This is a genomic window from Halogranum gelatinilyticum (genome assembly GCF_900103715.1).
Classification (GTDB): Archaea; Halobacteriota; Halobacteria; order Halobacteriales; family Haloferacaceae; genus Halogranum; species Halogranum gelatinilyticum.
Window position 1 is genome coordinate 65,960 of the sequence record NZ_FNHL01000006.1, and the last position, 25,825, is coordinate 91,784.

Below are 25,825 nucleotides of genomic sequence, written 5' to 3' on the forward strand. Positions count from 1 at the left end.
TACCACTACTACTCCTACAACACCTGAGGATTTCCCGAGTGCTGCTGCTAGAAATGCCGTGCGTCCCGACGTGGCGTGTCAATGTCCTACCGTGTATCTAGTGTGATTCGGCGGCTATCACGCACTCACTGTCTCCACCACATCACCACGTCTGTGATACTGCGGGCGTCTTCACTCGTCGCCGACTCGAGATCCGCGACTGCCCGTTCTGTGAAGACGACGCGTTTCGTCCCGCGGCGTTTGACGATCTTCGTCTCATCTTTGCCGAACCGATTGAGGAACTCCATTACTCGCGAGACGGTTTCAGTGTGGGGGCTCTCGCCGTCTTTCGAGCGCAGGACGTTGCTGATGGTACTCGAATCGATGGCGTAGCCAGCTGGGACTTTCTTTGCGTAGTCAGAGAGGCCTTTGGCGACGTAGCGTGCACGTTTCTCGTTGGGTGTGAGTTTCTCGACGGCGTCTTTCGAGAAGGCGACGACCTGCTGGAGCGGCGAGAGTGATGCGACGTCGTTGGTTGTGGCGACGTCGTCAGTGGTCAACTCGTGGAACTGCTGTTGGAGGCACTTGCGGTGTTTACTAGCTGATTCGGTGGTAGTTTCGAGCTTGCGGACGCGAGCATTGTACTCGGCGAGGTCGGCGTGCTGGGACTCGATAGTCTCGGTTTGGTCGTCGACGGTCGATTTGAGTTCGGTGTTTTCAGCTTCGAGGGTGTCGACGCGGGTTTGGAGTTGCTCGTTCTTCATTTCGAGGGCGTCGATACGGGACTTGAGCGTCTCGAGTTCGTCGACGAGGGATGGGCTCATTGGGTGCCCTCCGTAGCGACAGGCGACTGTGCGACGAGACCTTTTTGAGTAGGTGGTGTGTTCAAAGACATGCGGTTTAGTGTCTAACGACCGCACCGGATCCGTGCGTCACCACGGGTCCTTTCTTAGAGGACAATCAAATCCGGCGACTAGTCGTTGTTCCAGCCTACTCTCCGAACCTACTTAGGATTAGTGCACTGTACACTGCACTATGAGAATCCAGACAATGCACTTTTTGAGCAGACCATCTACGTTTATTGGCCAAACACAGACTTTCGAAGTCATGAGACGGCCGCACGTAGATTGGATGACCCGTGCGGATGATGCGATACTGGAGTTTTTACTTAATGAGGGAAATCGCCAGCTAATAGCCACACCAGGCGTCATTGAAGTCAACATCGGCTATACACTTTCGACCGTTAACCAACGACTTAGGAAGTTGAAGTCTGCGGGGTTAGTCGAATACCACGACGAAGAGCGAGGAATGTATGAGCTGACAGAGAAAGGTAGTGCGTACCTTGCAGGTGAGATTGAAGCAGAAGAACTGCCGTTAGAGGGCTCCGCAGGTTGATGCACACCTAGTCTTGAATCCACCAAACAACAGCTCTAGCGCCTACCTTCTTCTGACTCACTTTCTCTTCCTCTAAGAGCTGAGCCAATTTTCTGCCCACGGTATCTCGTGAGACTTCTAAGTGATCCGCAATTTCTTTTGCAGTCATCACCGGGTCGTCTGATGCTTCGAGTACTTTGATAACCGCTTCAGCTGTCGTAAGCTCTGTGAACATCCCCCTTTTGTCACGGTCACGGGTCATACTAGTACCTACAAATCCACACACGTAGCCCTTGCGACACCTGTCTACTGGAAAGACTACATCTGGAAAAGCGGCACCTTTTTCACCATAAGACACGTGTCTCAAGGTAAGGAAGACGGGTCCCTCTTGGGCGTGAGAATGCCCGCGTGCTTGGAACACGCGGGACCGGTCTTCCAAAGGTACCAGAAGACCAATGTCAACTACGCACACCGCGACACAAGAGCGTACCGTATCGCTAGCCAACCAACTCACCAACGCCATCGCCCGGTCGTTTACCCTCGGCGTCGACGCTACCGGGGCGACGCATCACTATTACCGTCCCGCCGACGCGGTCGTCGTCTTCGACGGGCGCGCACTCGACCACTACCAGCAACTCGAGGGCCGCCCGCTTGTCGAATGGCGGCAGTTTGTTGCCCAAGAGCGTGGGTGGGCCTCAATTGGTCAGCTTGCAGAGATTGGCCTGCAACGTGACTCTCAGCGGAAGGAAGCCCACGCATGAGTGGCCGTGAAGAGTTACAGATGCATCTCTCGCAGGCACTGTCGCGAACTGAGGATGCAGACGTGCAAGCGCATCTGTATGCGGCCTTGGAGTCGACTGAGGACTTAGCGCCGACGCCGCTTGTTGAGTGTCCCGTGTGTGGGAAAGTGGGGTTGCCGGAGCGGATTGAAGTGCACGACTGCCAACCCGAATAGCTCCTAACCAGTCCACTTTCCATTTAAAACCTGTCGTTACTGTTGACTCTACCGCGTCGTAATCGGAGAGGATTCGTTCATAGGCATTGGAGCTTCGGTGGCGTTCAATGGGGGAGTCGGCACGTCTTCTCTTGGCGCTTGCGGAGTTCCGGGTGCATATGTGTACTTTTGCGCGTGAGACGTGTTTACCGATAATTCCACCCCACAAGGTCTCAAATTGGTGCTCAAAACGGTAGACGATGTAGGATTACATCGGACTGCATCCATGGCCTGAAAATGGTGTCCAAATGTAGAGTAAACTGGCAGGCTGGCCAGGGAATTGGTTTATGAAGGGTAATTTATCAGCGGTCGTCGTGAAACGGCGCTCAATGAGAGCTGGAAACGACCAACTTAGGAGAGAACTCGAAGGAAAATTCCGCCCACCGCTCGACGTCTTGCTTGATCCATCTCTACTCGTCGCGAGTAGCTCACTCGAACGCTTGACCGATTCAAAGGTATTCGAGTCGCAAACGCAAGCGACGCTTGGAGAGATGCCTACAAAGCCTCGAATCGGAACCCTGTGTGTGCCTTCGACATTTCGTGAACTGCTCGAAAACGGAGACCAGCACGATGTACGGAATACGAGTGTCTGGAACTTCTATCGTGGACAGGCCGAAACTGCCTCCAGAGACCAGATCGTCGCCTCACTCGATCGAAACGGCGTGAGTGAGTTTTCAGTTGACTCGAAGCCTTCGGGACTACAGTGGGAGAACGCGTTGGACAAGTCTGCCCGGGACAGTCGTTTACTGGAGACACTTGGCGAAGAACACGAGTTCCTTCGTTCTGGTGGAGTCGTCTTATCGAGGACACCAACCTTCGTCAAAGCACTCCGCGATGCTGGGTCACCGACTGTCGATGTCGGGAAGGCACAGTTGGCCACCGAGGTGAAAGACAGACTGACCGATATCGGATACAAAAACCCAGCCGGAGTCTGTGTCTTCGGCGTTTCGTCGGCTGATTCGACTGTCGACGCGCTCGTTGGCGACATCCTCTCGGCAAGCTCTGATTTACTCCTCTACCGACTTGATGCCTGATGGCTAATCAATCGCCACAGCACGCCGAGCCGAGTAGCTGTCCATCAGTGATTCTCAGGGCGTTCTCGGACGTCAGCTCCTGACCGCACCGTTCACATTCTGGTACTTCCATAACACCAGTTCCGACGGCGTACGGGTACGAAACCGACCTTGTGGCGTCTCCCACTCGAAGTTCCAGTTCGAGGTCACCACGTTCGTACGAGATCGACGTCGCGGTGACTGGACGAATTCGAACGGTGAGAGAATGACGGTCGCGTATCTCTCGGCGTTTCTTCGGGAAACCTCTCTCAATTTGAGTCGTGAGGTCGTCCAATTCGGAGCGCACATCGTCCAACTCGGCACGAAGCTCCTTGCGCTTCCGAAGTGCCTCCACGCGTTCGTTCTGTCCAGAAGCCGCGTCAATCGTCTCCGTCGCCTCCGCGATACGGTCTGTCAGCGAGTCGATTCCGCTATCCAGTTCGGAACGCCGCTGACGCGCGAACTGTCTGTACTCGTCCAGTTCTACGCCGGCAGCACGCGTCGCCCTCTTTCTGGTGTCACGAACAACCGGTGCTATCGCGTCCTCGGCGTGGTCTCGTGCCGTATCGAGAATATCTGCTAACGTCTGCTCGTCGACCGTCATTCCTTCCGAGAGAGACTGTAGTCCGCCAGCTTCGGTCAATTCGAGGTACGTCTCGGCGAGACGAGGGCGTCGCTCGTTATCGTTGAGGTCGACCGCGACAGCGCGGAGGTCTTCCGTCTGATACTCGCTGACTGTCTCTATGCCGACATGAAATAGCGCACAAAGTGCCCGTCGGTCGTAGTATGGTGTGAACTTCTCATCCGTGACCTCGGCTGGCCCATCTTTGAGCCACGGTGGATGTTGCAATTCACATTCTTGTCCTGTAAGAGCGAGCGACCCGACAGGGGTTCGATTTGCAGCTTCCTCGATTAGTCGCTCGACGAACGGACTCTCGGGAGCGAGAGCAACCGATTCGTCGCCGACCTCGTCCACATCACTGGCGATTTCCAGAGTTGCGCCGTTGAGTTCGAGGTCAGTCTCTGCATCGTCCGGGAGCGAAACCGTCCATCGCCGCCCATCTTTCACGATATCGGCACCAAGCGAGTTCAAGTACGCCTCTGTGAACTTTTCGACCGCCCTTTCCGTCACGGCTAACGCGGCGTCAGTCATCGCTGTCCCCCAAGTCGAACCCCTCGAACACACCGTTGTTGAAGTCGTTTAACTTGTCGGCGAGGTCACGCTGTTCCTGCAGGTCGATGGCCATTGCATCGAAGTCGTTCTCCAGTTCAACTTCCGAGCCGGCATTGACCAGCCGCTCGAACACGTCGTCCTCGAAATTGCGCCCCGTCTCCTCCAAACGAGTCAGGATCTCACTCAACTCGCCGACGGACTGCTGGAACAGGTCGATCTTGTGGTAGAGCCGTTCCAACACGTACTCCTCGATGGTGTCCTCGAGTGCGATGTTGAAGACGTACACCTCTCGATCCTGTCCAATGCGGTGAATCCGACCGATGCGCTGTTCGACCTTCATGGGGTTCCACGGCAGGTCATAGTTCACCATCACGTTGCAGAACTGGAGGTTGCGTCCCTCGTTCATCGCGTCCGTCGAGACGAGGACGCCCCCTTCCTCCTCGAATCGCTCGACGATTTCCTCTTTCTGGTCACTGGTGTGGCCGCCGTGGAAGGGATGGGTCGTGTACCCAGCCTCGTCGAGGCGATTCAGGATTGCTTGTTGGGTAGCTCGGAACTGGGTGAACACGATTACTCGACCCTTGTCAACTCGCTCCCGCGCTTCGGCGGTGATGTTCTGGACACGATCCAGCTTGGTCGGCGTCTCGATAGCGTCGACTCGTTCGAGGATTTGCTCGAGCTGGTCGGTGTGGGCTGGTTGCTTTCCCTCGTCGAGTTGCTTCTCGACAGTCTGTCGAAGGGCTGCTGGGCTGCTGACGACCTCTTTCTGGAGCGTCATCAGGACGAGCTTCTGGCCACCACCCTCACTGTAGGCTGTCCGCACGTAGTCGGTGACCGACTGGTAGAGGTCGCGCTCGGCTGGAGAAGGTTCGAAGGTACGCGTCGTGACCCTGCGTGGCGTGAAGTCGATATCTGTGTCCTCTCGGCGGTTACGAATCATCACCTTGCGCAGTCGCTTCTGGAGTTCATTCCGGTTGACCAACTTCTCCTGTGACCTGTTGATGAAGTAGTGGTGGAAAGCCTCGCGTGTCCCGAACAGTCCCGGTCGGAGTAACGAGACGATGTTGTAGAGGTCTGTGACGTCGTTCTGGATCGGCGTCGCTGTGAGGAAGAACGCATAGTCGTACGAGAGCTTCTGGAGGAGGTCGTATCGATCAGTGTCCTCGTTCTTGACGTAGTGTGCCTCGTCCAGTACGAGTACGTCCCAATCGCGGGCAAGGACGGTCGAACGGTTGCTTTCACTCTTGGCCGTGTCGATGCTCGCGATGATGTGGTCGTGAGCGTTGAAGCCCTCGAAGTCGTCGTCGTAGTTGCATTTGAACTTGAGGCCGAACTTCTCTAGCATCTCCGCTTGCCACTGCTGAGCGAGTTGCGCCGGCGTGAGGATGAGTACCGCGTCGTCGGTTCCACGGTAGTGCATTTCTTTGAGAATCATCCCGACCTCGATGGTCTTCCCGAGGCCGACCTCGTCGGCGAGGAGGGCCTTGCCATCCATCTCGAAGAGGGCACGGTGGGCGGCGTTCACCTGATGTTCGAGAAGTTTGACGTTCTCCTCGTCGAGATGTGAGAGCGAGCGAAGTTCGGTGTCAGGCTGGCCAGCCTTGAGACGGTTGGCCTGCACCGTGAGGAGATGGTCGTCAAGAGAGGACGCGTCGGCGAGGCAGTCGGTCAGATCGGTGTCCTCGTGACGGAGTTCGACGTCCACGAGGTCGTCTACCATCAGCTAATTCTCTCAACTACTTCATCAAGAAAGCTTTCCAAATTGTCGATACTTTGTCCTTCTCGATACATGGCTTTTACAATCGATTTTCCTTGAGACTTCTTGTAACGATTACCTACACCATGAATACGTCCGCACTCACTGCAAGTGCGCTCTTCTTGTGGGGCGATATCTCTATCAGTATAATGTCGATCTATTTCTGCACAGAGTTTGTCGGGGATGTCTTCGTAATGAGTTACGAACCCCTCGCTGACTTCCAAGCCAAGTGCCTCATTAATTCCTTCCGGAGTGAAATAGTTCTCAATTTCACGTCGCTCAAGAACATGAATTAGCACATCCGACTCGCAGGTATCACATTGCTCTCGGAGTTCACGTATGTATGGTTTTTCAGAATCGTCGGGACTTGACCGATCACTATCAAGTAGGAAACCGAAGTTCCGGTTGATTTCGGCTAATTCAGCAGGGTCGCATTGTCGAATATTGCCACTGCCACCCAGATGCTGAATCGTAATTCTTGCTCTATCTGCCTCCGAGAGGTGATTATCTGCGACGACTCTCAACATCTGTACGTCGGTGCTACCTTCGACATATATCACGAAGTCACTCTGGAGAATGTCACTATTTCGAGCACCCAGTTCTTCAATGACCGATAGATAGTCCTCCTTAATTTGTCTGACCGATGTTCTGCCAGCATCCCGCTGTACAAGCATAACATCTCCGTGTCCACGCCGATCAATGAATTCCGGAGAATGAGTAGACAACATAACTTGTCCACCGTTCGTTGAGATCTGCTTCAGTGCTCCGAGCATCCGACGTTTTGCTTCAGGATGTAGCCAATTCCCGGGTTCTTCGAACAACAGCAGGTAACCTTCTCCAATGTGGCGCTCTCTGTATGTTTCGACTAGTGAAAGAACCAGCATACTTCCGACACCTGATCCCCTCTGATCAATCGGAACGGACATCTCTGAATACTGATCAGTAATTCGAATCGAGGGTGTGAACGCCTTGCCCAGATTGATTTCACCGGTATCAAGCTCTAGGTGCCTTATGGAATCCATTCGGCTTACTAGGCCCTCTTCGATCTGTTCCTGAACCGCTCCCACCTCTCTATTCAATTCTCTCTCTAGTTCTTTCCTCGCCTGTCGAAGAGCATCGCTCTCCTCAAGTAGTGGAGTGAGTAGCTGATCGATTAGTGTATTTGACTTAAAAGTAGTCTCCTCCGTTACATTTCTCTCAGCAGGAATATACACTGGCTCGGGAAGATATTCCCAAAGGAAATCACGCGTATCTGGTTTTCCGAGCGAATCGTATTCCCCTACTAGGGTATCAGTCCCGATCGCAACCTCATCAGGCCCGAGATAGGTATCTGCCATGCTTCTCCGTGGATCAGGGTACTCCCACTTCCGTGTAATCTGGAGTGTATTATTGGGAATCTCGATTGAGTCATGGAGAGCGTCGGCCAATTCATCAGGAACTGGGCTAAACAACGCTGAAATGATTATCTCGTCCTCAATGCCCATATGGAACTGATTGGTTGTAGGCTTCCCTTTCTCGGTTAGGAACATTTCAATAGCCTCTAAGAGTGAGGACTTTCCTGCATCGTTCTTACCGACAAGTACCGAGAGATCCGAGACTGACTCGATTTGGGTGCGCTCAATTGATTTGAAGTTCTTAATCTGAATACCGGAGAGTCGCATCATTGGATGATTCCTTTAAATCCACTCAACCAGTAACCCAGAATGTTTCGGTGAATCCAAGTGCTACAGGCATGCCTCGTGGGTAGATGCGGTAGGCTAGCTACTTTGCGCTGTATAGTTACTTGGCTTGATATTCAGTCCAAAGAGACTATGAGCGGAGAGGGTAGGCTCTTTGTATGAGTCAGTTATCCGAACTGAACGTGTATTTTCATCGGCTGGCCCCCGGAAGTCCATCCGATGAAACGTTGTTCAAATTCTACGACGAGGGATATATCATCTGCCACTACGACGACACCGCGAGTTTCTCTGCAGACGACTACGAGAACGGAGCAGCCGATCTGGAAGACATGGTCGATTTCGCCGAGTCCGGGGGTGTCTGTCTCATCCAATTAGACGCAGATAACGACTACTACGACCGGGGACGAAAGTTGGGCGTTGTAACGCCCGAGACAGAGCCGTTTATCATCGGGGTTGGCGAGGGTGGGACACGTACCGAGGAATTCACCGATCCAGAAGAAGCGAAGAACCACCTCGAAGGAGACGAAGAGGTCACAAAAATCTACAAAGGAGTCGAGCTGCAGACCGAGATGCGCGATCTAACCTCCCGCGAGTACCTTCTCAGTGCATACGAACCGCCGTCAACGACTTTCTGCAGGTGGCGAGTCGTGGAAGATCAAATTAAGGCACTCCTTAGTGGTGAGCAGCTACCCATCGATGAGCCGACTTCATACTCTCCTGACCAAACAGAGAGACTTTGTGAAGAGTATCTCCGCGAAGAATACGAGTATTACCCATTGATTCAGCCCGGTGGATCTTCCGGAATCAACCAGAGCTTCGATTTAATCGGTGGGATTGGCGATGATTCTGTCTTCGGCGAAGTGAAGAATATGAAAGGTACCTCCCAGTCCGCACTAGACGATCTTGAGGACGAGGCAAATGGTCAGACGAGGGCGTTCTATTTTTCTCGTAATCCCGTCGATGACACTCGGAAAGGAGTCGAGATTGTGTTGTTAGAGGACGTCTTGGAAACACTCTCTGGGATAGATCGCACACATCGTATGATGGAGCGAATGACGGCGTGGTAGCGAGTGGAGATTAACAGTCCCTTCGAATATAGGCCGTTCTTGTGAGCGTTATCGTCGGGGGATTTAGGCAACCTCTCGGACAATTCTATTGATTGACCATGGCTGTGGCTCACGCGTCAAGGCACCCCCGCCAAAGCTATGACCGAACCGCAAGCGACACCACATCATCAAGCATGGTCTGCTCCAGAATCCGCTCCCGGTATCCATCGTCGACTAAATCCGTGGGATTCGTCGTCGCCAGCTCCGTCGCGTGACCCGTCTCTTCGGCGACGTCGTGAGCATCGAGACAGATCCGTCGGTCATCCCATGGAATCACTTCCAGTGCCTCGTCAATGTCGGGATAGTCCTCGTCACGTTCCCAGATTTCGGCCTGCTCGACGAGTTGAACCCGATTCTCAATAGCGTTCTGCTCGATGTCCCGTGCGAGGTCTCGGAGACGCCCGACGAGGTCGTCCAACTGAATGAAGTTCGGAATCTCGTCCTGGTAGAACACGTTGAGCGTTCTCCCGGCTTTGTTTCCGCCGCGAATCAGGTTCTGCCGTATCTGGGATGTGTCCATCGAGTCAAGTTGTCCCTCGTAGTCTGAGCGTCGGAGGCGACTGACGTGGTCGAGTACACCATCGGCAATCTCCTCGGCGAGACTCGGCTCGCGATTCAGATATTCCGATTCGACGTGGTTCGAAATATAGAGGGCGAACTCGTTGTCTTCCAGATACTGCCGGCACTTGTGGTGGTGTGAGTCGTCACGAAAGCAGAACCCGAGGACAACACCAGTATCGAGGAACGATGCGTCCGACATCTATTCCCGGGCGAGGAGTTGTTCGATTTGCTCTTCGACTGTCTGGGAGTACGCGTCCGAGACACTATCGAGTTCGGTGCTTCGGGAGCGGTCACGAAGGAGATCCGTCCGCACTTCTCTAAGCTGCGTAGTGAACTCAGCAATCTTTTCGGCCGCGTCCTCCTCCCAGTCCATAAGTCGTTCTTCGGAGATGCTCTGATTGTGGGCGAATCGGAGAACGGCCTTACTGAGTGTAGTGATGAATTCGTCGAGGAACTCCGCGATACGGCTGTACTCGACTGACTGCTCCACCATCAGACGGACAGTATCGTCCCACCGGAGGTAGAGCGTCTTCATCTCTCCATAGCGTTCTTCCTCCTCCGGGTACATCGCCATCATCTCGTCCAGTTGGCGCTTGAGGTAGTCCTCGTTTGACTCACCTCGAGTACCGTAGTTTGGGAGCCGCCTCTGTTCTCCCAAGTCGATCGTACTCAGGAGCCATCGGAGTTCACTGTATGCCTGAATGAACTCGTTCTCGGCGTGCTGCTCGTACTGGTGTTTCTTGATGACGTCGACGTTTTCCCGTCCAAATTCGCGGACAGCCCATCTGACGGCCTTCGGGATGAGTTCGAGGCCCTCCTCGGAGACTTCGAACTCCTCGACGTGCATCGGTTTGGGGATGTACTGTTGGCCGTCCCAGCCAATCGCCTGTGGGGCATTGTAGAATCGTCCGGAGAATTCGTGCTCGTTCGTGAGCTCTCCGTACATGTACCAGTAGCGTGGGAGTCCAACTTCGTACTCGTGGACTTCGAGCAGACGTCTATCGGTGATACAACAGAGCTTCAGGAACTTAGAGCGCGATATCTGGTCGTCACTCTGTTCCTTCAGTTGCCGCAAGAGGAGCCAGCCCAAGAACTCTGGCTCGCCGAACTCTGGCTCCTCTTGGCTCATAGTCTATTCCGAAGTTTGGCGGGTAGGTGGTTAATGTTTCCCTCTGATCACGAAAGGGAACGATCAGTCGGGGAAAAGAGATTGACTGTTGTTAGTAGTCGCTCAGCCGTGACTCCAGAATGTTCCGATAGGTGTCGTCGCCGGTTGCATCGGCGAGGCCCTCACACAGCTCGCGGAGGTTATCGGTGATTTCCCACTTGCCAAGGTACTCAGAGACAGACTTGCCGTGCTCCCAGCGGTAGCGGAGGAACTGCGCTTTGTCGAGGTCAGTGAGTTCTTCGTCGCTGTCGACGCGTCCCTGCACGTAGGCAATTCGTTTCTCCTCATCCCACGTCCCGAGTTTGAAGCCTTCGTCCATCCGGTAGAGACGCATATCCTTCATCCGCTCGGGCGTGGCGTTCGTTCCACGACAGAGTTTGTTTAGATCGTCATACGTGGCTCTCGGCGTCTCCAGCAGGTCAAGGAAGACATCGACTTCACCGATGTCGCTGCCGTGTTGGATAACACCATAGATTTCGTCGACGACTTCCTTAGCAGTCATCGTCTCGCCGGCGCGTTCGACCTTACCGTGGTGTTTAGAGTATTCGTGGAAACATCGGCCCATCTCAACGACTCCAATGTCGCCGCGAGAGAGTTCGCGATTCTCTTCGAGACGCTTGCGAGTGGTTTGGGCAGTTCGGTAGATATTACGACGGAGGCTGTTCCACGAGATTGGCTTTCTCTCCGTCGCTGGACGTGCAACGATCACGATGTCGAATGTTACTGCTTCTCCACCGATGAATTTATTTTCGTCGGCGTTGATCGGATACGTTGCTGTTACTTCGAAGTCCTGCTGACAGAGTGCCTGTAGGAGTTCACCCCACGATTCGACCCCTGCATGGTGATAGGTAAAAACGACCGCTCCATCCTGCTTAAGCATTCGGTGGATGTTTCCGAACGCTTCTCCTAGCTCAGACTCGAATTCTTTTGCCCCTTTGCCTTGTGCTGGGTTTGCCACAATACTCTCCGCGCGCGGGGTTTGAGTTGGCTGGAACTGATCGTATTTGTCGGCTAAGAGAATTCTCTGCCAAACGTAGAAGAAGTCCGAGATTTCGGAGTATATAATGTTGTCGTAGTAGGGTGGATCAGTGAGGACGACGTCGAACTCATCCTCCATGTCCAATGTCCGAGCGTCTGAGCAATAAAGCTCAAAATCTCCACCAATTGGCTGCGCAAACTCTGGAGATTCTACCGTTTCCCCGTCCTCTACGTAACGCTCTGTCGGAGCTTTTGCGTATTCAACTCCACGCTTGACCATCTCCCACATCGACCGGAATGTTCCCCTTCCATACTCTGCACCCCATGGGTTCCCCTCTGCTGGTTCATGAGGAACATCAAATGAGTTTGATTTGAATAAATGCTGTATCTTATTATATGAATAGTCGTAACCCGTCATCAGTGTATTTGTAGACAAAGTGTTCGTGAGAGTCAACAGAAGATATTCTTGTGCATCATGATCCTCAATCTGTTCAATTCCTTTGAGTATTTTGCCTAGTGTGAGTAGTTGCCGGTCGTTGAATAAGTCTGACCACTGATCGAAGCCGTGGTCAAGAAGATTATGGCCCCCACCGATTCCTCCCTCGAAAGCGGAGCTATCGGTCATTATGCCCAATGGAATCTCTACGTTGGGAACGTACTCATGTAGATCGGGGGAGTTTTCTAATTCTTCGGACGCTTGCTCGAATATATCCAGATCATCTTCGGTGGGTGCCTTGTAGTCCTTTACTTCACCCTTCGAGTAGCCATTCTCGTCGCAGTGGCCGCAGTAGTACTCGATAGCGTAGGGACGGAGATCAAATCCGTCCTGTTCCTGTACAGCGTCCGCGATTCGGTATTGTTGACCACAGTCTGGACAGGAATAATCACCACTTCCCACGTTCCCTTCTGATGGATCAAACGTCTCGCCGGTAATTGGTGAAACCTGCTCCGACTGCCAGTCGTCTACACGAATAACCGACCAATCTGTGGGGTCAAGAACCGTATATTTATCATCATGATCGTACCGACCTTTCCCAACGCGATAATCTCGAAAGAGAGGGACAGAGTGACCACACGAGACACAGTTGACCTCTTTCACCCAGAGGACGTACATTATGTCGGCGTCGTGATCACCGTTAGGACATTTGGTTCGATAGTACTGCATGACATCGTCAGCGACGTTCTCTCTTAGCGTCTCGTACGCATCCTCAAGACTCTCAAGATCAACGTCGCTGGCTTCCATTTGTTTCTTTGTGACAAACCAAGCTACAGGGTTGAGGTCGTTACCGACAGTTTCTGCACCAAATCGGGAGGCTTCACCGATAGACGTCCCCCCACCCATGAAAGGATCAAGCACTTTCTTGTCTTTCACTCGGATATCTTTAGAGTACAGATTCCAGAGAGAATCTGGGTCAGTCAAATCAACCTCGTCAATCAGATTTTGAATCCCGTCATCTCCTGTTGTATAGTCTGAGAGGGTGCCATTTTGACCGGGCTGGTGAAGTTCGACATGTTCCGAATCATCAAGCAGAGTGTATAGAGAAATTGCACGAAAAACACACCCAAGTCGCCTAGCCCACCACTTGTGCATAGTGTAAACCGGACGATACCACTGCTTTGCCCGACCCTCTTTTGATGCTATCTCATTTATCCTCTCAATCGGGAATCCCTTCTCGATAGGCAGCGTCTTCCGTTCACCGTCTTTTGATTGACCGAGTTCCCGGGACATCTGTTGATGGCCTACCTGTTTCTGGCAGCGTTGTATAACTTTATCCTCACTAGTGAGATGACACTCTACATAGGTTGAAGTCTACCATCGCAGACGACAACACATGAGCAAGATTGAGCTTACAGACGACTGGGCACGTACACTCTCGTCGAATCGGAAGGGGGATTTCGGCGAAGCTATCGCCAAAACCCACATCCAGTCGGTTGTCGAGGAGTGCCCTCACGAACTCTTTCCTGAGTACGGGGACATCGATTCGTCGCTGTACACGCAGGCACGCCATCGTCACCATTTCACCTTCAGAGAGGCCGATGAATCGGGGAAGATAGAACGGATTCAGTGGCAAGCCGACTTGACAATCAAACTCATCAATATCTACGAAGACAGTGCCCCAGAGATGGAACGAAACGTCGCGCTCGAAGTAAAGACTGGCCAGTACGCGAAACTGGAACGTGATCAGAAGAAAGTGATGGGTATCCTCAATGAGGACGAGGAAACGCTCGTCTTACGAGCGAACGTGCGATTGGATGGTGACTCAATAGCAGAAATACAGTATTCGACTCTAAAGCCAGACGCGTCAACGAAGGCAGGGTATCGTCTCATACCTTTTAATCTCTAATCTTTTCGAGGCTTGCACCAGAGCGCAGTCGGTTATTTTGAAAACGACTCACCACAGTACTTATGCTTTTGTTAGTTAGTCATGCAGACAAGAAATGGCCAGCACGGAGTCTCTTTCACGAACCATCGCGGACACGGTCACTATAAGCCGTGAACTCCGCGAAGAAGGCCAGATAGACGGCCAAGTCAAGCTCTACAACGTTGACGACGACGACGAGTTCGAGGCCGACGCGTCGACGTTCTTCGACCGCACCTTGATGACTCAAGGGCTTCGCGAGGCGTTCGTCGACCTCCGCGACACCCTTGACGGTGACGCCAACTACGGCAGTCACATTCTTTACGGGCCGTACGGATCCGGGAAGTCCCACCAGATGGTGGCGATGTACCACTGCTTCGCCTCACCAACGGACGCTGGCAAGTTCGGCGACCGCCACGTCGATGGCTTCGCCGATGCGTTGCCCGACGACGACAACTCGCAGGCGATTACCGTCTCTCTGCAGGACTACCAGCCGGACTATCTCTGGGAACCCTTCTTCGATGCACTCGACTACGACCCCGGCACCTACGAGAGCGGTGGCTACCCCGACCGACAAACCATCCTCGACGCCGTCGGTGACCGAGCCGTCGCCTACCTCGTCGACGAGCTGGAGGACTGGTTCGAGCCCCTCTCGGGCGACCGGAAGAAGGTGAATCGTGGCTTCCTACAGGCGTTGCTCGAAGCTGCTGACGACGACGATTCCGCTCTCTTCGCGTTCGTCTCTGTCCTCCGCAAGGGCTCGGAGGTTCACAACATCCTCGAACGGGAGAACGCGTCCGAGGTCAACATGAACAGCAAGGTAAGCAAGCGTGAGGTACTTCGCCACCGACTCATCGACGAAATCGACGAAGCGGCAGTCGTCGAGATCGTCGAAGGCTACGTGGACGCGTACGCGGATAATGACCACGTGCCGGACTCCGACATCCCGAGCGACCTCGCGCGCGAGATGCGGGAGTCGTACCCCTTCCACCCCGTTCTCCTTCAGGCCCTCGAGACTCGCTACTACGCCGACGAAGGAAACCAGAACACCCGCGGGATGATCTACCTCTTCTCCAAGATTCTCACGACTGCCGCCGATCCCGAAGCCGACCCCGACGACGAGGACGCGTCGAAGCTCATTGAGGAAACCGACCTCGTCACTCACGGCGACATTGACGCCGTCATCTTCGAGGACGAACTCTCGCGCATCAACTTCGACCGGCCAAACGTCTGTATCGACGATATCGAGAACCGCGTCGACCCCGACAAGATTCCCTATGGCCGACGGATCCTCAACACGATTCTCCTCTACAGCCTGAAGCCCGACGAGGGTGAGGGTGCCGGCAAGGCCGAGATCGTGATGGGGTCGCACCAGACGGGCGACCTCGTCTCGGATATCGTCCTCAACCTCGAGCAGCTCTACGGTGTCGCGTGGTATCTGCACAAACTCAACGGCAAGTACGCCATCCGCGACCGGCAGAACCCCAACGCCCTCATCCAGAACAAGGCCAGCGAGGTCGACGAGAAGATCGCGCTCGAACAGATTGCCGAGACGGTCACCGAGGTCTTCGGAAGGAACGCCTTCCCGGCAGGGTTCAGCGAGGGCGACCTAAAGCAGGTACCCGACAACCGAGATATCAAGGTCGTCGTCAAGGCCAACGAGTGGACGCAAGAGGACATCGAGACGGTCATCAAGAACGCTGATGGAACTCCCGGCCGCGAATGGCGCAATACGCTGGTGTTCGTCCAACCCAAGAGCGACAAGGCCATCGAGTCCGGCACGGGCTTCATCGAGAAGGCTCGCTACATCGAGGGCGCAAAGCGTGTCCTCAAGGACGAATCGCTCGACGGCGAGATCCGTTCCTCGGTCGAACGCCAGCAAGAGGACGAGCTCCGCGAACTTCGTGACCGCGTCGAACTCGCCTACGGTGAGATTATCGACGGCGATGACCTCCTCACCGACTTTGAGTTTGCCGCCGAGATGGATCTTGACGTGTTCGTCTCCGACGGCGAACCGCTGAGCGCCAAGGACATCACGACTAGTGTCTACGCGGAGGGAATCGACCTCCGTGGGTTCATTTGGGAGATTGTCGACGACCTCCTCGACCGCCGCGGGGAAGCCAGTATCGAGGACATCTATGAGCAGTTCCTTCGACAACCGACCTACCCGATTCCGGGCAGTCCGGGCGATGTGCTGGACGAGGCTGTCAAAGCTCTTGACGACAAGCCAGTCATCACTCACGGCTCGAATGGATTCTCCGAGTCTCTGAAGGGGAGCTCTCTTGACACGACCATTCTCCGCGAGAGCGACGTGGAGCGGTGGACTGTCGATGACGTCGTAGAGGAACTTCGCCGACGGTTCGGAAGCGGAACGATAGCTATCGACATCGGCAACTTCGAACTCGAACTCCTCGAGGACACTGAAGTGTGGCTCGAAGGCGATAGTCACGATTCGGTAATGACCGCTGTCGGCAGTCTCGGACAGGAGGATAAGTACGTCCTCTACAGCGGGACGGACATCGTGACCAAAGCCCAGTCCGACGCAACGATTCACGACATCTCTGATGCTGAGCGGATTGGAACAGCTGACGTCCGTGGTCGCATTCGCGAAGCCTTGGAGTCGAGTGGTCGAGCGAACACGCGTCGCATCCTCGAAGATATCCGCCGGGACGATACTGTCTATCTCCCCGGCGACGAGACCGACCGCGCGTTCCGTGAGGCGGTGAATGACTTCCTTGTTGACGACTACCTTGTCGACGTCGATCGTGAGTACTCCGAGACACTCGGCGACCGCGACCCGACTGACGTGACGCTCGTGCCAGTGGTTCCGAGCGATGTCGGCGACAAGATTATCGATTACATCGACGGACTCGACGGTGGAGAAGAGTTCACTGTCGGGAGCGTGACCGAGCGATTCGATTCGAGTGTCAGCGAGGACGCTGTCCAGACGTTCCTCCTCAAAAACCTCGGACGAGACACCGAACCCGAGTACGTCATCGCCTCGGACGGATCCGGTGACCCAACGCGTTGGTCGCCCGGCTACCAGTTCCGTGTCCCGAGTGGTGGCTGGCGGTTCGTGTTCAACGGCGACGATGTGGCCAATCTCCGCAGTAAGTGGCGTAGCGAAGAGGACTCTGGCGACGTCACCTACGGCGAGGTGAGATTCAAACTGAACGACCGAATGGGTATCCCCGGCCCATTACAGGGCACCGCGCGAATCAAGGAGACGATGACGAAGCTGACGCTAGAATCGGGTGAGGACTTCACCAAAGTTCGCGACCTGTTCGAGCGAATGCCCGACGACGCGTGGAACATCTCCGTCGAAATCAACTTCGAATAACAATGCCAGAACCCGGCCAACTTCCCGGCGAGTACAACATCGTCGTCAAGGACGAGTACGACCTCTTCGACCACCGAGTTCCGGTCGAGGAGTTCAAAGGGATGCTTCAAGAGAACGACGTACCCGACGAAGTGTGCGTCGTTGGACTCGGGAGCGTCTTCGAGGACGACGAAGAGGTAACCGAACTCTCGAGACTCATGAACCGGAGCGCGAACAACCTCGAAACACGGCACCCGCTGCCGACAATTCAATTCGCCACGGAAGGATCGTTCCAACGTCGACAGAGAGATTACGAGTTGCAGACGGAGACCGACCTCTACCGGTTGAGTCGAGTCTTCGGGCAGCAGATTAGTCGCCGAAGTAGTGGCTGGCTTACGGCACCGTTCTGAAGAGAACGGGGATGTTATTACCAGAAACCTTGTTCACAAGTGGGTGAAGTTAGCAAACTCTATCTGAAAGTCAGATTTAACACCAACAAAACATCATTTTGAGATGGCCATCGCCGTCGGCCAAGAGGTGACAATGTATGTCCGACCGACAATGTGACATTTGTGGTGAGGGAATGACACGGGAGTTAGGAGAACCGATGTACGTGGACGACTCTCAATACGAGTATGCCCACGTCGATTGCGCTAATGACGTGGGTGTCGATACGTCGTTGTGAGAGATTCCAAAGACACAACGACGTAGGATTTTTTCGTCATCAGTCTACAGAAGCCGGAAGTCTCCTACCATCGAGACCTGTGTTGGGGTTCCATCTTCGTCACGTGTGATGAAGTAGAGGTCGATGCGCTCCTTTCGACCATTCCGGCGGAAGACCGGCACGCACGTCATCTCATCCGATGACCGTTCCTTACAGTGGGTCTCGATTTGCCGACGGGTCCACTTCCCTTGCTGTTCTAAATCAGAACGGGAACGATGATCGTAGGACAGCGTATCTGCGGCTGCATTCACCACTCGTAGAGAGAATTCGGGAACGTTGCTGAAATCAAACGCCCCGTTTGGATCAGTCAATTGCTTCAAGTCGTAGATGTCGTGCTGGTCGAGACAGAGTGCGTTGTCTTGGACGGCCCTGTAGACATCGAGAGCGGGATAGGGCTGTGCCAACACGTCGTGCAGATACTGTTGGATACTCTTGTGATACTCGTCAAGCGAGAAATGCTCACTGTCGGGTGAGATGACTTGTAGCTCGGCACCGGTCTGTGGGATTTTTCGAATGCGTGGCTGGTTCAGTGGAGTCAGGAAACCCATTCGGTCAGTGGTGAGTAAGTACGCGTAGCTGAAAAGTCGCGATCGTGAGCCGCCGCTTTTGACCGGGTCTTTGTTCTCCGCGTAGTACTTCGAGTCCAGGACGGCCAAAGTCACGTCGCCCTCTTCCACCGCATGGTCTGGCTGATGATACACTTGTGACTCGTCCTCGAACGGTTTTACTGTGGGTGAGCGGACAGCAGAGACGTTCTCGGTCTGATCGAGCCAGTCGTACTCCTTGATCGACCTCAGTTCGGACTCTATTGCGACCTGCGAATACTGCTCAAATAGCGATTCCATATTCAATACGTAGTCTACAACGAGTTCTCGGTCTCCCTGCATCGCCGGTGTGCCGAGCGAAGATGCGACGACAGCTTTCGAGACTTCGACAGCCTGTCGATAGTAGTGGCGTTGCTTCGGGAGGTCACGCAGGGAGAACCGCTGGTACTCGGGGATTCGCCGACGGCCACTGTCCACGTCCAGCTTCTCCAAGTGACGAACCTCCTGATGCACTTGCGAGAAGATGTGGTAGTAGGCTTGGTGGTCGTACTCGTCTTCGTACTGACTGAATAGCCTGAGTAGGTGCGTGCCGGCGTAGTGGAGTAGCGAGTTGGCGGGATTATCGTACTCTACTTCCTTCAGGATACAGTGCTGGTGTGCCCGCCCCTCTGCTTGATTGATTAGCGACTGCTCGACATCAATCACACCGCGAGGTTGTTCGAGATCGGCCCGGCGAGTTTCCAGACGTCGCACAAACCCGTTTCGGTGGATAACTTCGAGTCCGTTGAGGTAGTTGATCGCCAGAATCAGGAATACGTCTTCGAGGTTGACATCCTCCGTCCGGAACTCCGAGAGGGGGATGCCGTGGTACTCCACCGACCGCTTCCGGCCATGGACGGCGAGCAACATATCGAAGATGTAGTCCCAGTCAATCTTTGGCTCGATACGCAACTTCGAACGTGGCGTGAGACTGATTATCCCGACATTATCTCGTGCTGTGACGTGCATCACGCGTCCATCGAGTCGTACTCGGACAACTCGATATTCTTTGTCTTGGTCGTCAATCGACTTCTGCGTCTTGACAAAGATGTTGTCTGCTTCTTGTTCGAACGATGCTCGACGAAGTTTTTCGCCAATCGAAGCTGGGCAATCCTCGATACGAATCTCACCACGCTCGGGGATACTGAACGTGCCAGGTTCGTACTCGTACGCTTCGACGGACTCTGCAGTACTCATTACTGATACGAACCCATCTGGCGCTGTTCAGCCTCCAGTTCTCGGTTGGCGAGGTCTGCTGCGGCGCCGAGCTCGAACGTCTCGAACGACTTGTTCAACGCCCGGTAGTGTTCCTCGATTTGCTCAATTTGTGGGAAAGCAGCCGAGTTCAAAAGCCGAGGGACAATGAACGTGCGGAACGCTTGTCCGACCGCTTCTTCGGGTTCGTCCATGTACAGGCTCTCATCTTGGAGTGCCTCGTGGAGGAAGATGGCGACGTCACGGTAGTGCATCGGGCCGAACCTCATGATTGGCCCGCGCGACGCCTGCTCGGAGCCGTGATTAATTCCCTCGAAATCAGCCTCGAAGAGTTCGAGCAGTTCCGCGTTATCGAGTAAGGGGATGTCGCCGAGGTAGTCGTCGATCCATCCCTCGAATAGCGTGCGCCGGTCGTCGTCCTCGTACTCATCGAGTTCAACCATCGCGAAGCGACGCGTGATGGCGTTGTCCAACTCGTTGACCGTCCGGTCGGACATGTTCATCGTACAGATGATGCTCACTCGCTCGTCAAGCTCGATAGTCTCTCCGTCGTCGGTTTCGATGAGTGTTTGATTTCGATTCTCGATGGCCGTGTAGAGCGGCCCAAAAATCTGTGAGATATCTGCCCGCGTAATCTCGTCGAGTATTACAGCATATGGAATCTCGAAGTCACGTGCGCGCTTGACGCCTTCCGAGACAGCACCGAGCTCCGTCTGATACCCGAGCGACCGAATACCGGTCGACCCTGTGAGCTTCGGGCCGATACCGCCGATGATGTCTTTGGCCGTCCAAGAGGGCGTCGCAGTATGAAGCGAGTAGCCGACACAATGCTCAAGAGCGAGTTGTTTCGCAAACGTCGTTTTTCCCGTACCTGTCGGGCCGTAGAGAACAACCGGCTTCCCCGTCCGGAGTGCGGTTCGAGCGTTTCGTTCCACCTCGTCAGGGACTAGTATGCTCTCGGGGGTGTCGTCACCGCGAGTAATCACCGTCCGCTTCAGAGTTTGAGAAGCGTGTGGAGATTTCAAAACAGCTTGTCTAATCAGACCTACGCCTTGATCTCCTTCGTGGTGCCGGTCAAGACCCTGTTCACGGATAAGGAATTCGAGGACATCGCTACCGTTTGAATCTTCGACAGCTTCCACGACCTTCTCGGGGACTGCTCGGAGGACATCGAGATTCTCTCTAGCGTCTTCCACTGTGTAGTTACCCGTAGAGCCACTCATTTTTTGTAAGAATTCAGCCCACCGTGATAAAAGAATGCCTGCGCTGATGCTCACAAACCGGCAGCCCACGGCGCACACGTATTTGGCTCACCCTCGGCACCAGGGGTGGTGGAACATAAGTTTGTCACCAAAACTGTTTCACCATTGCCAGAATTACACGTATCCAGTGAAAAGAAGATCTGAGATTCAGGACTGTGAAAACCTACTGGCTACGGAACTTCCAGACCATCTGCACGTCCGGCGGAAAGTTATCGTCACAGGATTTGTTGAAGATTTCAAATCCGATTTGGAAGATTACAACATAGTTTCCGTAGACATCTCTGAGTGGGAACATGCCGAACTGATGGAGACTCTGAGATACGAGCTTCAGAAAGAACTCTCGACAATCAGGTACTACTACAGCCGGATTAAAAGTATCGGGGCCTCAATTCCCGGAATTGGCGGGGGAAGTGCAGGTGTTGAAGCCAAACCCGATTACTCACGAACAACAGACTATTTACAAGATGTTGCCGACAAAAGCGACGACAACGTCGTTGTAGTGATAAACTATCACGGGAAGAGGCCCGTTAGTGGTTTCAGTTGGATACCTAAACTCGATATCCCCGAGAATGCAACTATTGTAACAGACGGGTACACAAGTTGCGAACTAGATATTACAGAAGAATACGAGATTGGACGACTCACGGTTAACCAAACGGTTGACTATCTTACTGAACTCAGAAGCGGGATTGATCAACGCGAAGCCGCCCAGATACACCACGTACACGATGGTAACCCGGTTGCTATCGAAATTGCTAATCAAGAGGGCTCTCTTGAACAACCCCTAGAGGGTGATGCTCTGCGAACTCTCTGGTCAGAAGTTTACGACGACAAAATATCTGGTGACGAATTAGACCTTCTAACCGATAGCTCACACCTGATAGATCTTGATCAGAGAGATGTCGCATCGGTCACGGACAAGACTCGCGGAGAGGCGAAAGACATCCTCAGGCGGCTAGAACGGAAAGGTGTTGTCTCACAGAAACAGTCTGGTCTATTCACTACTGACAAATATGTAAAAAGATATACTGCGAGCCAATTGACTGGACGAGAGCTTTCGCAACAGCACAAGATGTCATTCCATGACTACGCTGAAAAGTGGGTGGATTCTCATGAGTCTCGAATGGCAGAAATGGAGGAAAAGTCAAAACTAAATCGAGACGATCCGATATCCCCTCCAGACTTCGATACAGGGCTTACAGACCCGAACTTGTTCTTGGCGATTCACCACCTATCTGAAATACATGATGAATTAAATAAAAAATTGTTTGTTGAAGAATTAGAGAAGATAGATGGTGAAAAATCGAGTGTTTTCGCGTTTGGCATGATTGCCCAGCGATTCTTTTTTGAAAATCCAACAGAAGTTCTGCAAGAACTCTCCGAGTCAATACTCAATATTGAGGGAGATCTCGAGAACGAGCTATTCTCCGGGACTCTGGGAATATTTTTCGACTTTGACGTTCAAGAATATTTCTCAGAGTTAGCTGGTGGGTGGTCAGGTAGTGTCAGTACAGATAGAATCAACACGGAAAACGTATCTCAACCCGATGATGTGGTGATGAAGATTCAGCAGGACTTTCTCCCCAATATTTTTGAAAACCTTCCAAGTGACGTGAAAACAGCCGTCTCTCACCTCATAGCACTAGCCGTTACTGATACCAGAACTGCCAGAGAGTACTACAATCGGTTTGGGAAAACAGCTGAAAAGTATGGTCTAGAAGAAGAGGCGTTCTGTCAGTGGTTGGACGAGCTTGGAAACCTCGCAGATGAACTCAACCCAGATATAGACGATTCTGACCAGAGCGATGCAGATCCGTATCAAGAGAGCTTCGAATCTCTAAACAGTGAAATTAGGCACCGAATCGACCTACAAGACCATCTTGAACAGAACGAATCTCAAGCGCAAGAACAGTTCCAACAACGCATAGAAAAGATTCGGAGCCGGCCTGACGAGATTGCAGACCAATATATCCGTTGTGGAGAGTACCTAGAGGAGATGGATAACAGCATATTTGCGTTCTTGTGGTATGTTGTTGGTCACGAAGGATTCGCCAAGATTGTACTGGGTGGAAAGAACTGGAAAATATTCGGGAAGTACAATCGGTTATCAGGGACTCGGGAAGAGCAAGAGAAGCGTATTGACGATGAAAAAATAGTATTGACAAGCGATGAAATAGAGGCGAAGTTTGGTGGTGTGAGTTAGTACCTCGTCCAGTCTTGCATGGCATTCATCCTCCTCTCTGCTTTCTCTTTCCACGTCATTTACTCAGGTCACTCACATCCCACACAGAATAGGGTCGATAATACGAGAGGAGAATAAATTCAGCTCTAGTGAACCGCTATTCCTCGGTGGCTTCGCCGTGTCGCGGTATGCCTGTGTTGTAAACAATACACTTCACGACGAGTTCGCGAAATCTTCGGTAGCCTCCCAAGACTCAGAACGCTTGCAGCGAGACATCCTTGTGCTCACCGAGGTATTGTTCGATCTCGCCCTCTCGCCATCCAAGGGGAGAGAGGACGCTCTCTGCGGCTCGGAGTAGTTGCGTACGATAGAAGTCGGCGTCGTACTCGTCCAATCCCTCGGAGGCAAGCGCAACACGGTCAGATGACTGCTTGCTATCGTCGACAACAACGTACTCCACATCCTGTCCGGGAGAGCGACTCAACCCCCGGTTCTCTGCTCGCTCCAGCGCAGCAACGTTCCGCGTCGACTGGGTATACTCGTCGAGCGGCTTCGATACACGGTTCTTCACCACGAGATCCTCGACATCCACGTCCCCGGTCTGTAGCTTCTGAAGCCACCGCTTCAGTCGCTCACAGACCGCCTTCACATCCCGGTGCTCGTCGAGTGCCGCAATCAGGTCCTTCTGCGCCTCTTCGATGAACTGCGGAGTGCTCCGTTGGCGGCACTCGATCCCTCTGAATTTGTAGTCGTCGTCACCGTCGACCTTGCCGAAGTACTTGGTGAGCGCGCCGGCCTCGGAGTTCCGCATGGGGACGAACGCGACCCAGTCGTAGTGTGCCTCGTGCTCTAATCGGATGCCTACGTCCCCAGAAATCGCCTCAGCCAACTCGTCGAACGGCGTCTGCTCCTCGCCGTCGACGGGCGTCACCCAGACGGAGTCGACGATCCCGTGGACGACGCGCCAGCCGTGGGCCTCAAGCATCTCCTTGGTGTCGAGGAGTATCTCACGAGCGAAGGCGTTGATTGCCTCGTGGCACTCGATGCGACCGAACTTCGCGTTCGAGAAGCCCTGATACCCGAAGCATGAGACCAAGATCCACTTGATTGCGCTTGAGCGCCCTTCCAACTCGGCGACTCGCTCGGGGTCATCTGTCGACCGAAGCTCCTGCTTGATCGCGTCGCGGTCGGAGATGAGCGGCTCAAGCACGTCCGGCAGGTAGCCCCGCTCGTCACAGATGCAGTAGTCGAGACCAGGGACGTCGTCGCGACCAGCGTGACACGCACACCGAATCTTCTCGGGACTCACGTTGCGCGTGACGATGATGTTCGGATAGAGCGACGAGAAGTCCAACTCGTGGACGTCCTCGTGGACGCCGACGTCGGGTGCGAAGGTGAACCCACCCCGGTCGGCTTCGTGGAGCTGGCGCATCGTCTTGAACTGCTCATGACGCCACGAGTGCCACGGGACCAACACCCCACGTTGGCGGGCCTCACGAATCTGAATCGCGGTGAGGATGTTGCCGATTGACGCCCACGCAAGTTCCTGCAGGGGCTTTCCCGACTGCTCGATGAGGTACAAACACCCATCAAGGTTTGACTGCGACCAGAAGAACGTGTTCGAGCGGTCGATGATGGCCCGTCCGGGCACGTTGTACCGCGCTGGTGAGTGTCCTACCTGTCCGTAACTCGCGTAGGTCGAATCGGCGGCGAGTTGCTGCCACTCAGGAAGCCGCCCAAGTTGGAACTCCTCAAGACCGAGTCGGTCGGCTGCCCGGTACAATACTGGAACAATCTCGCTCGTGTTCAGCATCAACACGTCCGGATCTTCTGCGTCGACGGTTCGGGCGAGTTCGGGGAGTACGACCCCCGGTTCTCCTGTAAGTAGTTCGCCGTCGACGATGATCTCTCTTGGCTCTCCCGAGGCCAACACTTCCTCGTCGATAGCGAGTTCCAGCACAGTCGGCTTCCGTGATGGCGTCGCCGACAATCCCTGCTCCAGACAGTAGCGGAACTCTCGCGAGAAGTCCACGTTGTAGAGTCGGTAGTCACCCGGCTGCCCCCACCCAGAGATCTCGTGGGCGAGGCTCGTGACGGCGTCAAGACTGTCGACGTCGACTCGCAAGACCGGCTCTGGGTCGTGTCGGAAGCCGATGCGCTCCTCGGCCTCCGTGGCGTAGACGACGTGTGGATGCTCTCGGAGTGTCGCATAGAGGTCAGTCAAATCCCTACCGCCGTGTGTGGAGACGAACACAGTCGGCGTATACGACGAGTTACGCTCGCGTTCGACGCCATCTTCGGTGAGTGTCCACTCGACGACGTCGCCGTCGAGATAGTCGATTTTGAACGGCATGGAGA

The 25,825-nt window shown here is 54.0% G+C and carries 20 protein-coding genes; 9 read left to right on the forward strand and 11 right to left on the reverse strand.

The features are described 5' to 3' along the window. Positions 1-125 precede the first annotated feature (125 nt). Positions 126-803, reverse strand: coding sequence for a hypothetical protein (locus tag BLR57_RS16915; protein ID WP_089699552.1), 678 nt, complete (start codon positions 801-803; stop codon positions 126-128). 283 nt (positions 804-1,086) lie between these two features. Here BLR57_RS16915 and BLR57_RS16920 point away from each other — a divergent pair, with 283 nt between their 5' ends. After that, on the forward strand, positions 1,087-1,374 hold the full coding sequence (locus BLR57_RS16920; RefSeq protein WP_170830690.1) for a helix-turn-helix domain-containing protein: 288 nt from the start codon (positions 1,087-1,089) through the stop codon (positions 1,372-1,374). A gap of 7 nt (positions 1,375-1,381) precedes the next feature. On the opposite strand, the gene BLR57_RS19540 is transcribed toward BLR57_RS16920, so the two are convergent. Further along, positions 1,382-1,615: an HTH domain-containing protein gene (locus tag BLR57_RS19540; protein WP_170830691.1), complete on the reverse strand. Its 234-nt coding sequence runs from the start codon at positions 1,613-1,615 to the stop codon at positions 1,382-1,384. Positions 1,616-1,808: 193 nt separating this feature from the next. On the opposite strand from BLR57_RS19540, the gene BLR57_RS16930 reads away from it, so the two are divergent. Together BLR57_RS16930 and BLR57_RS19080 are read left to right on the forward strand one after the other, a co-directional pair. Then, a complete protein-coding gene (locus BLR57_RS16930; RefSeq protein ID WP_089699553.1) occupies positions 1,809-2,114 on the forward strand; it encodes a hypothetical protein in 306 nt (101 codons plus the stop codon). A gap of 562 nt (positions 2,115-2,676) precedes the next feature. Continuing rightward, positions 2,677-3,381: a hypothetical protein gene (locus BLR57_RS19080; RefSeq protein ID WP_139173387.1), complete on the forward strand. Its 705-nt coding sequence runs from the start codon at positions 2,677-2,679 to the stop codon at positions 3,379-3,381. Between the two features lie 7 nt (positions 3,382-3,388). Here BLR57_RS19080 and BLR57_RS16940 read toward each other — a convergent pair whose 3' ends face one another. Genes BLR57_RS16940 through BLR57_RS16950 form a run of 3 tightly spaced genes read right to left on the reverse strand, consistent with a single transcriptional unit; the run spans position 3,389 to position 7,993 of the window. Further along, complete coding sequence (locus BLR57_RS16940) at positions 3,389-4,552, reverse strand: hypothetical protein (protein WP_089699557.1); 1,164 nt, start codon at positions 4,550-4,552, stop codon at positions 3,389-3,391. Then, positions 4,545-6,293, reverse strand: coding sequence for a DEAD/DEAH box helicase (locus BLR57_RS16945; RefSeq protein ID WP_089699559.1), 1,749 nt, complete (start codon positions 6,291-6,293; stop codon positions 4,545-4,547). The genes BLR57_RS16940 and BLR57_RS16945 overlap by 8 nt, the downstream gene beginning before the upstream one ends. After that, on the reverse strand, positions 6,293-7,993 hold the full coding sequence (locus BLR57_RS16950) for an ATP-dependent nuclease (RefSeq protein WP_244510085.1): 1,701 nt from the start codon (positions 7,991-7,993) through the stop codon (positions 6,293-6,295). Before BLR57_RS16950 ends, BLR57_RS16945 begins: the two co-directional genes overlap by 1 nt. Before the next feature lie 173 nt (positions 7,994-8,166). On the opposite strand from BLR57_RS16950, the gene BLR57_RS16955 reads away from it, so the two are divergent. Then, positions 8,167-9,075: a hypothetical protein gene (locus BLR57_RS16955; RefSeq protein ID WP_089699561.1), complete on the forward strand. Its 909-nt coding sequence runs from the start codon at positions 8,167-8,169 to the stop codon at positions 9,073-9,075. A 136-nt stretch (positions 9,076-9,211) separates the two neighbouring features. On the opposite strand, the gene BLR57_RS19085 is transcribed toward BLR57_RS16955, so the two are convergent. Then, positions 9,212-9,634 carry a hypothetical protein gene (locus tag BLR57_RS19085; RefSeq protein WP_139173388.1) on the reverse strand — a complete coding sequence of 141 codons (423 nt, stop codon included), beginning with the start codon at positions 9,632-9,634 and terminating at the stop codon, positions 9,212-9,214. 45 nt (positions 9,635-9,679) lie between these two features. Here BLR57_RS19085 and BLR57_RS19915 point away from each other — a divergent pair, with 45 nt between their 5' ends. Beyond that, positions 9,680-9,814 (forward strand): hypothetical protein, encoded by a 135-nt coding sequence (locus BLR57_RS19915; RefSeq protein ID WP_280140462.1) that lies wholly within the window; start codon positions 9,680-9,682, stop codon positions 9,812-9,814. A gap of 60 nt (positions 9,815-9,874) precedes the next feature. On the opposite strand, the gene BLR57_RS16965 is transcribed toward BLR57_RS19915, so the two are convergent. Beyond that, the gene (locus tag BLR57_RS16965; protein ID WP_089699565.1) at positions 9,875-10,804 is read right to left on the reverse strand and encodes a hypothetical protein; all 930 of its coding nucleotides are present in this window, start codon (positions 10,802-10,804) and stop codon (positions 9,875-9,877) included. A gap of 91 nt (positions 10,805-10,895) precedes the next feature. Further along, a complete protein-coding gene (locus BLR57_RS16970; RefSeq protein ID WP_089699567.1) occupies positions 10,896-13,550 on the reverse strand; it encodes a DUF1156 domain-containing protein in 2,655 nt (884 codons plus the stop codon). 103 nt (positions 13,551-13,653) lie between these two features. On the opposite strand from BLR57_RS16970, the gene BLR57_RS16975 reads away from it, so the two are divergent. The 3 genes from BLR57_RS16975 to BLR57_RS16985 all read left to right on the forward strand — a co-directional run bounded on the left by BLR57_RS16975 (position 13,654) and on the right by BLR57_RS16985 (position 17,910). After that, positions 13,654-14,166, forward strand: a complete 513-nt coding sequence (locus BLR57_RS16975) for a hypothetical protein (protein WP_089699569.1) — start codon at positions 13,654-13,656, stop codon at positions 14,164-14,166. Positions 14,167-14,260: 94 nt separating this feature from the next. Further along, complete coding sequence (locus tag BLR57_RS16980) at positions 14,261-17,521, forward strand: DUF499 domain-containing protein (RefSeq protein WP_089699572.1); 3,261 nt, start codon at positions 14,261-14,263, stop codon at positions 17,519-17,521. Further along, the gene (locus BLR57_RS16985; protein WP_244510087.1) at positions 17,488-17,910 is read left to right on the forward strand and encodes a DUF8076 family protein; all 423 of its coding nucleotides are present in this window, start codon (positions 17,488-17,490) and stop codon (positions 17,908-17,910) included. Before BLR57_RS16980 ends, BLR57_RS16985 begins: the two co-directional genes overlap by 34 nt. A 319-nt stretch (positions 17,911-18,229) precedes the next feature. Here BLR57_RS16985 and BLR57_RS16990 read toward each other — a convergent pair whose 3' ends face one another. After that, complete coding sequence (locus BLR57_RS16990) at positions 18,230-20,005, reverse strand: McrC family protein (RefSeq protein ID WP_089699576.1); 1,776 nt, start codon at positions 20,003-20,005, stop codon at positions 18,230-18,232. Further along, positions 20,005-21,246: an AAA family ATPase gene (locus BLR57_RS16995; protein ID WP_089699578.1), complete on the reverse strand. Its 1,242-nt coding sequence runs from the start codon at positions 21,244-21,246 to the stop codon at positions 20,005-20,007. Before BLR57_RS16995 ends, BLR57_RS16990 begins: the two co-directional genes overlap by 1 nt. A 166-nt stretch (positions 21,247-21,412) precedes the next feature. On the opposite strand from BLR57_RS16995, the gene BLR57_RS19090 reads away from it, so the two are divergent. Then, the gene (locus BLR57_RS19090) at positions 21,413-23,488 is read left to right on the forward strand and encodes a hypothetical protein (protein WP_139173389.1); all 2,076 of its coding nucleotides are present in this window, start codon (positions 21,413-21,415) and stop codon (positions 23,486-23,488) included. A gap of 232 nt (positions 23,489-23,720) precedes the next feature. On the opposite strand, the gene BLR57_RS17005 is transcribed toward BLR57_RS19090, so the two are convergent. Continuing rightward, entirely contained in the window at positions 23,721-25,820 is a 2,100-nt protein-coding gene (locus BLR57_RS17005) for a type B DNA-directed DNA polymerase (protein ID WP_089699581.1), read from the reverse strand. Positions 25,821-25,825 lie beyond the last annotated feature (5 nt).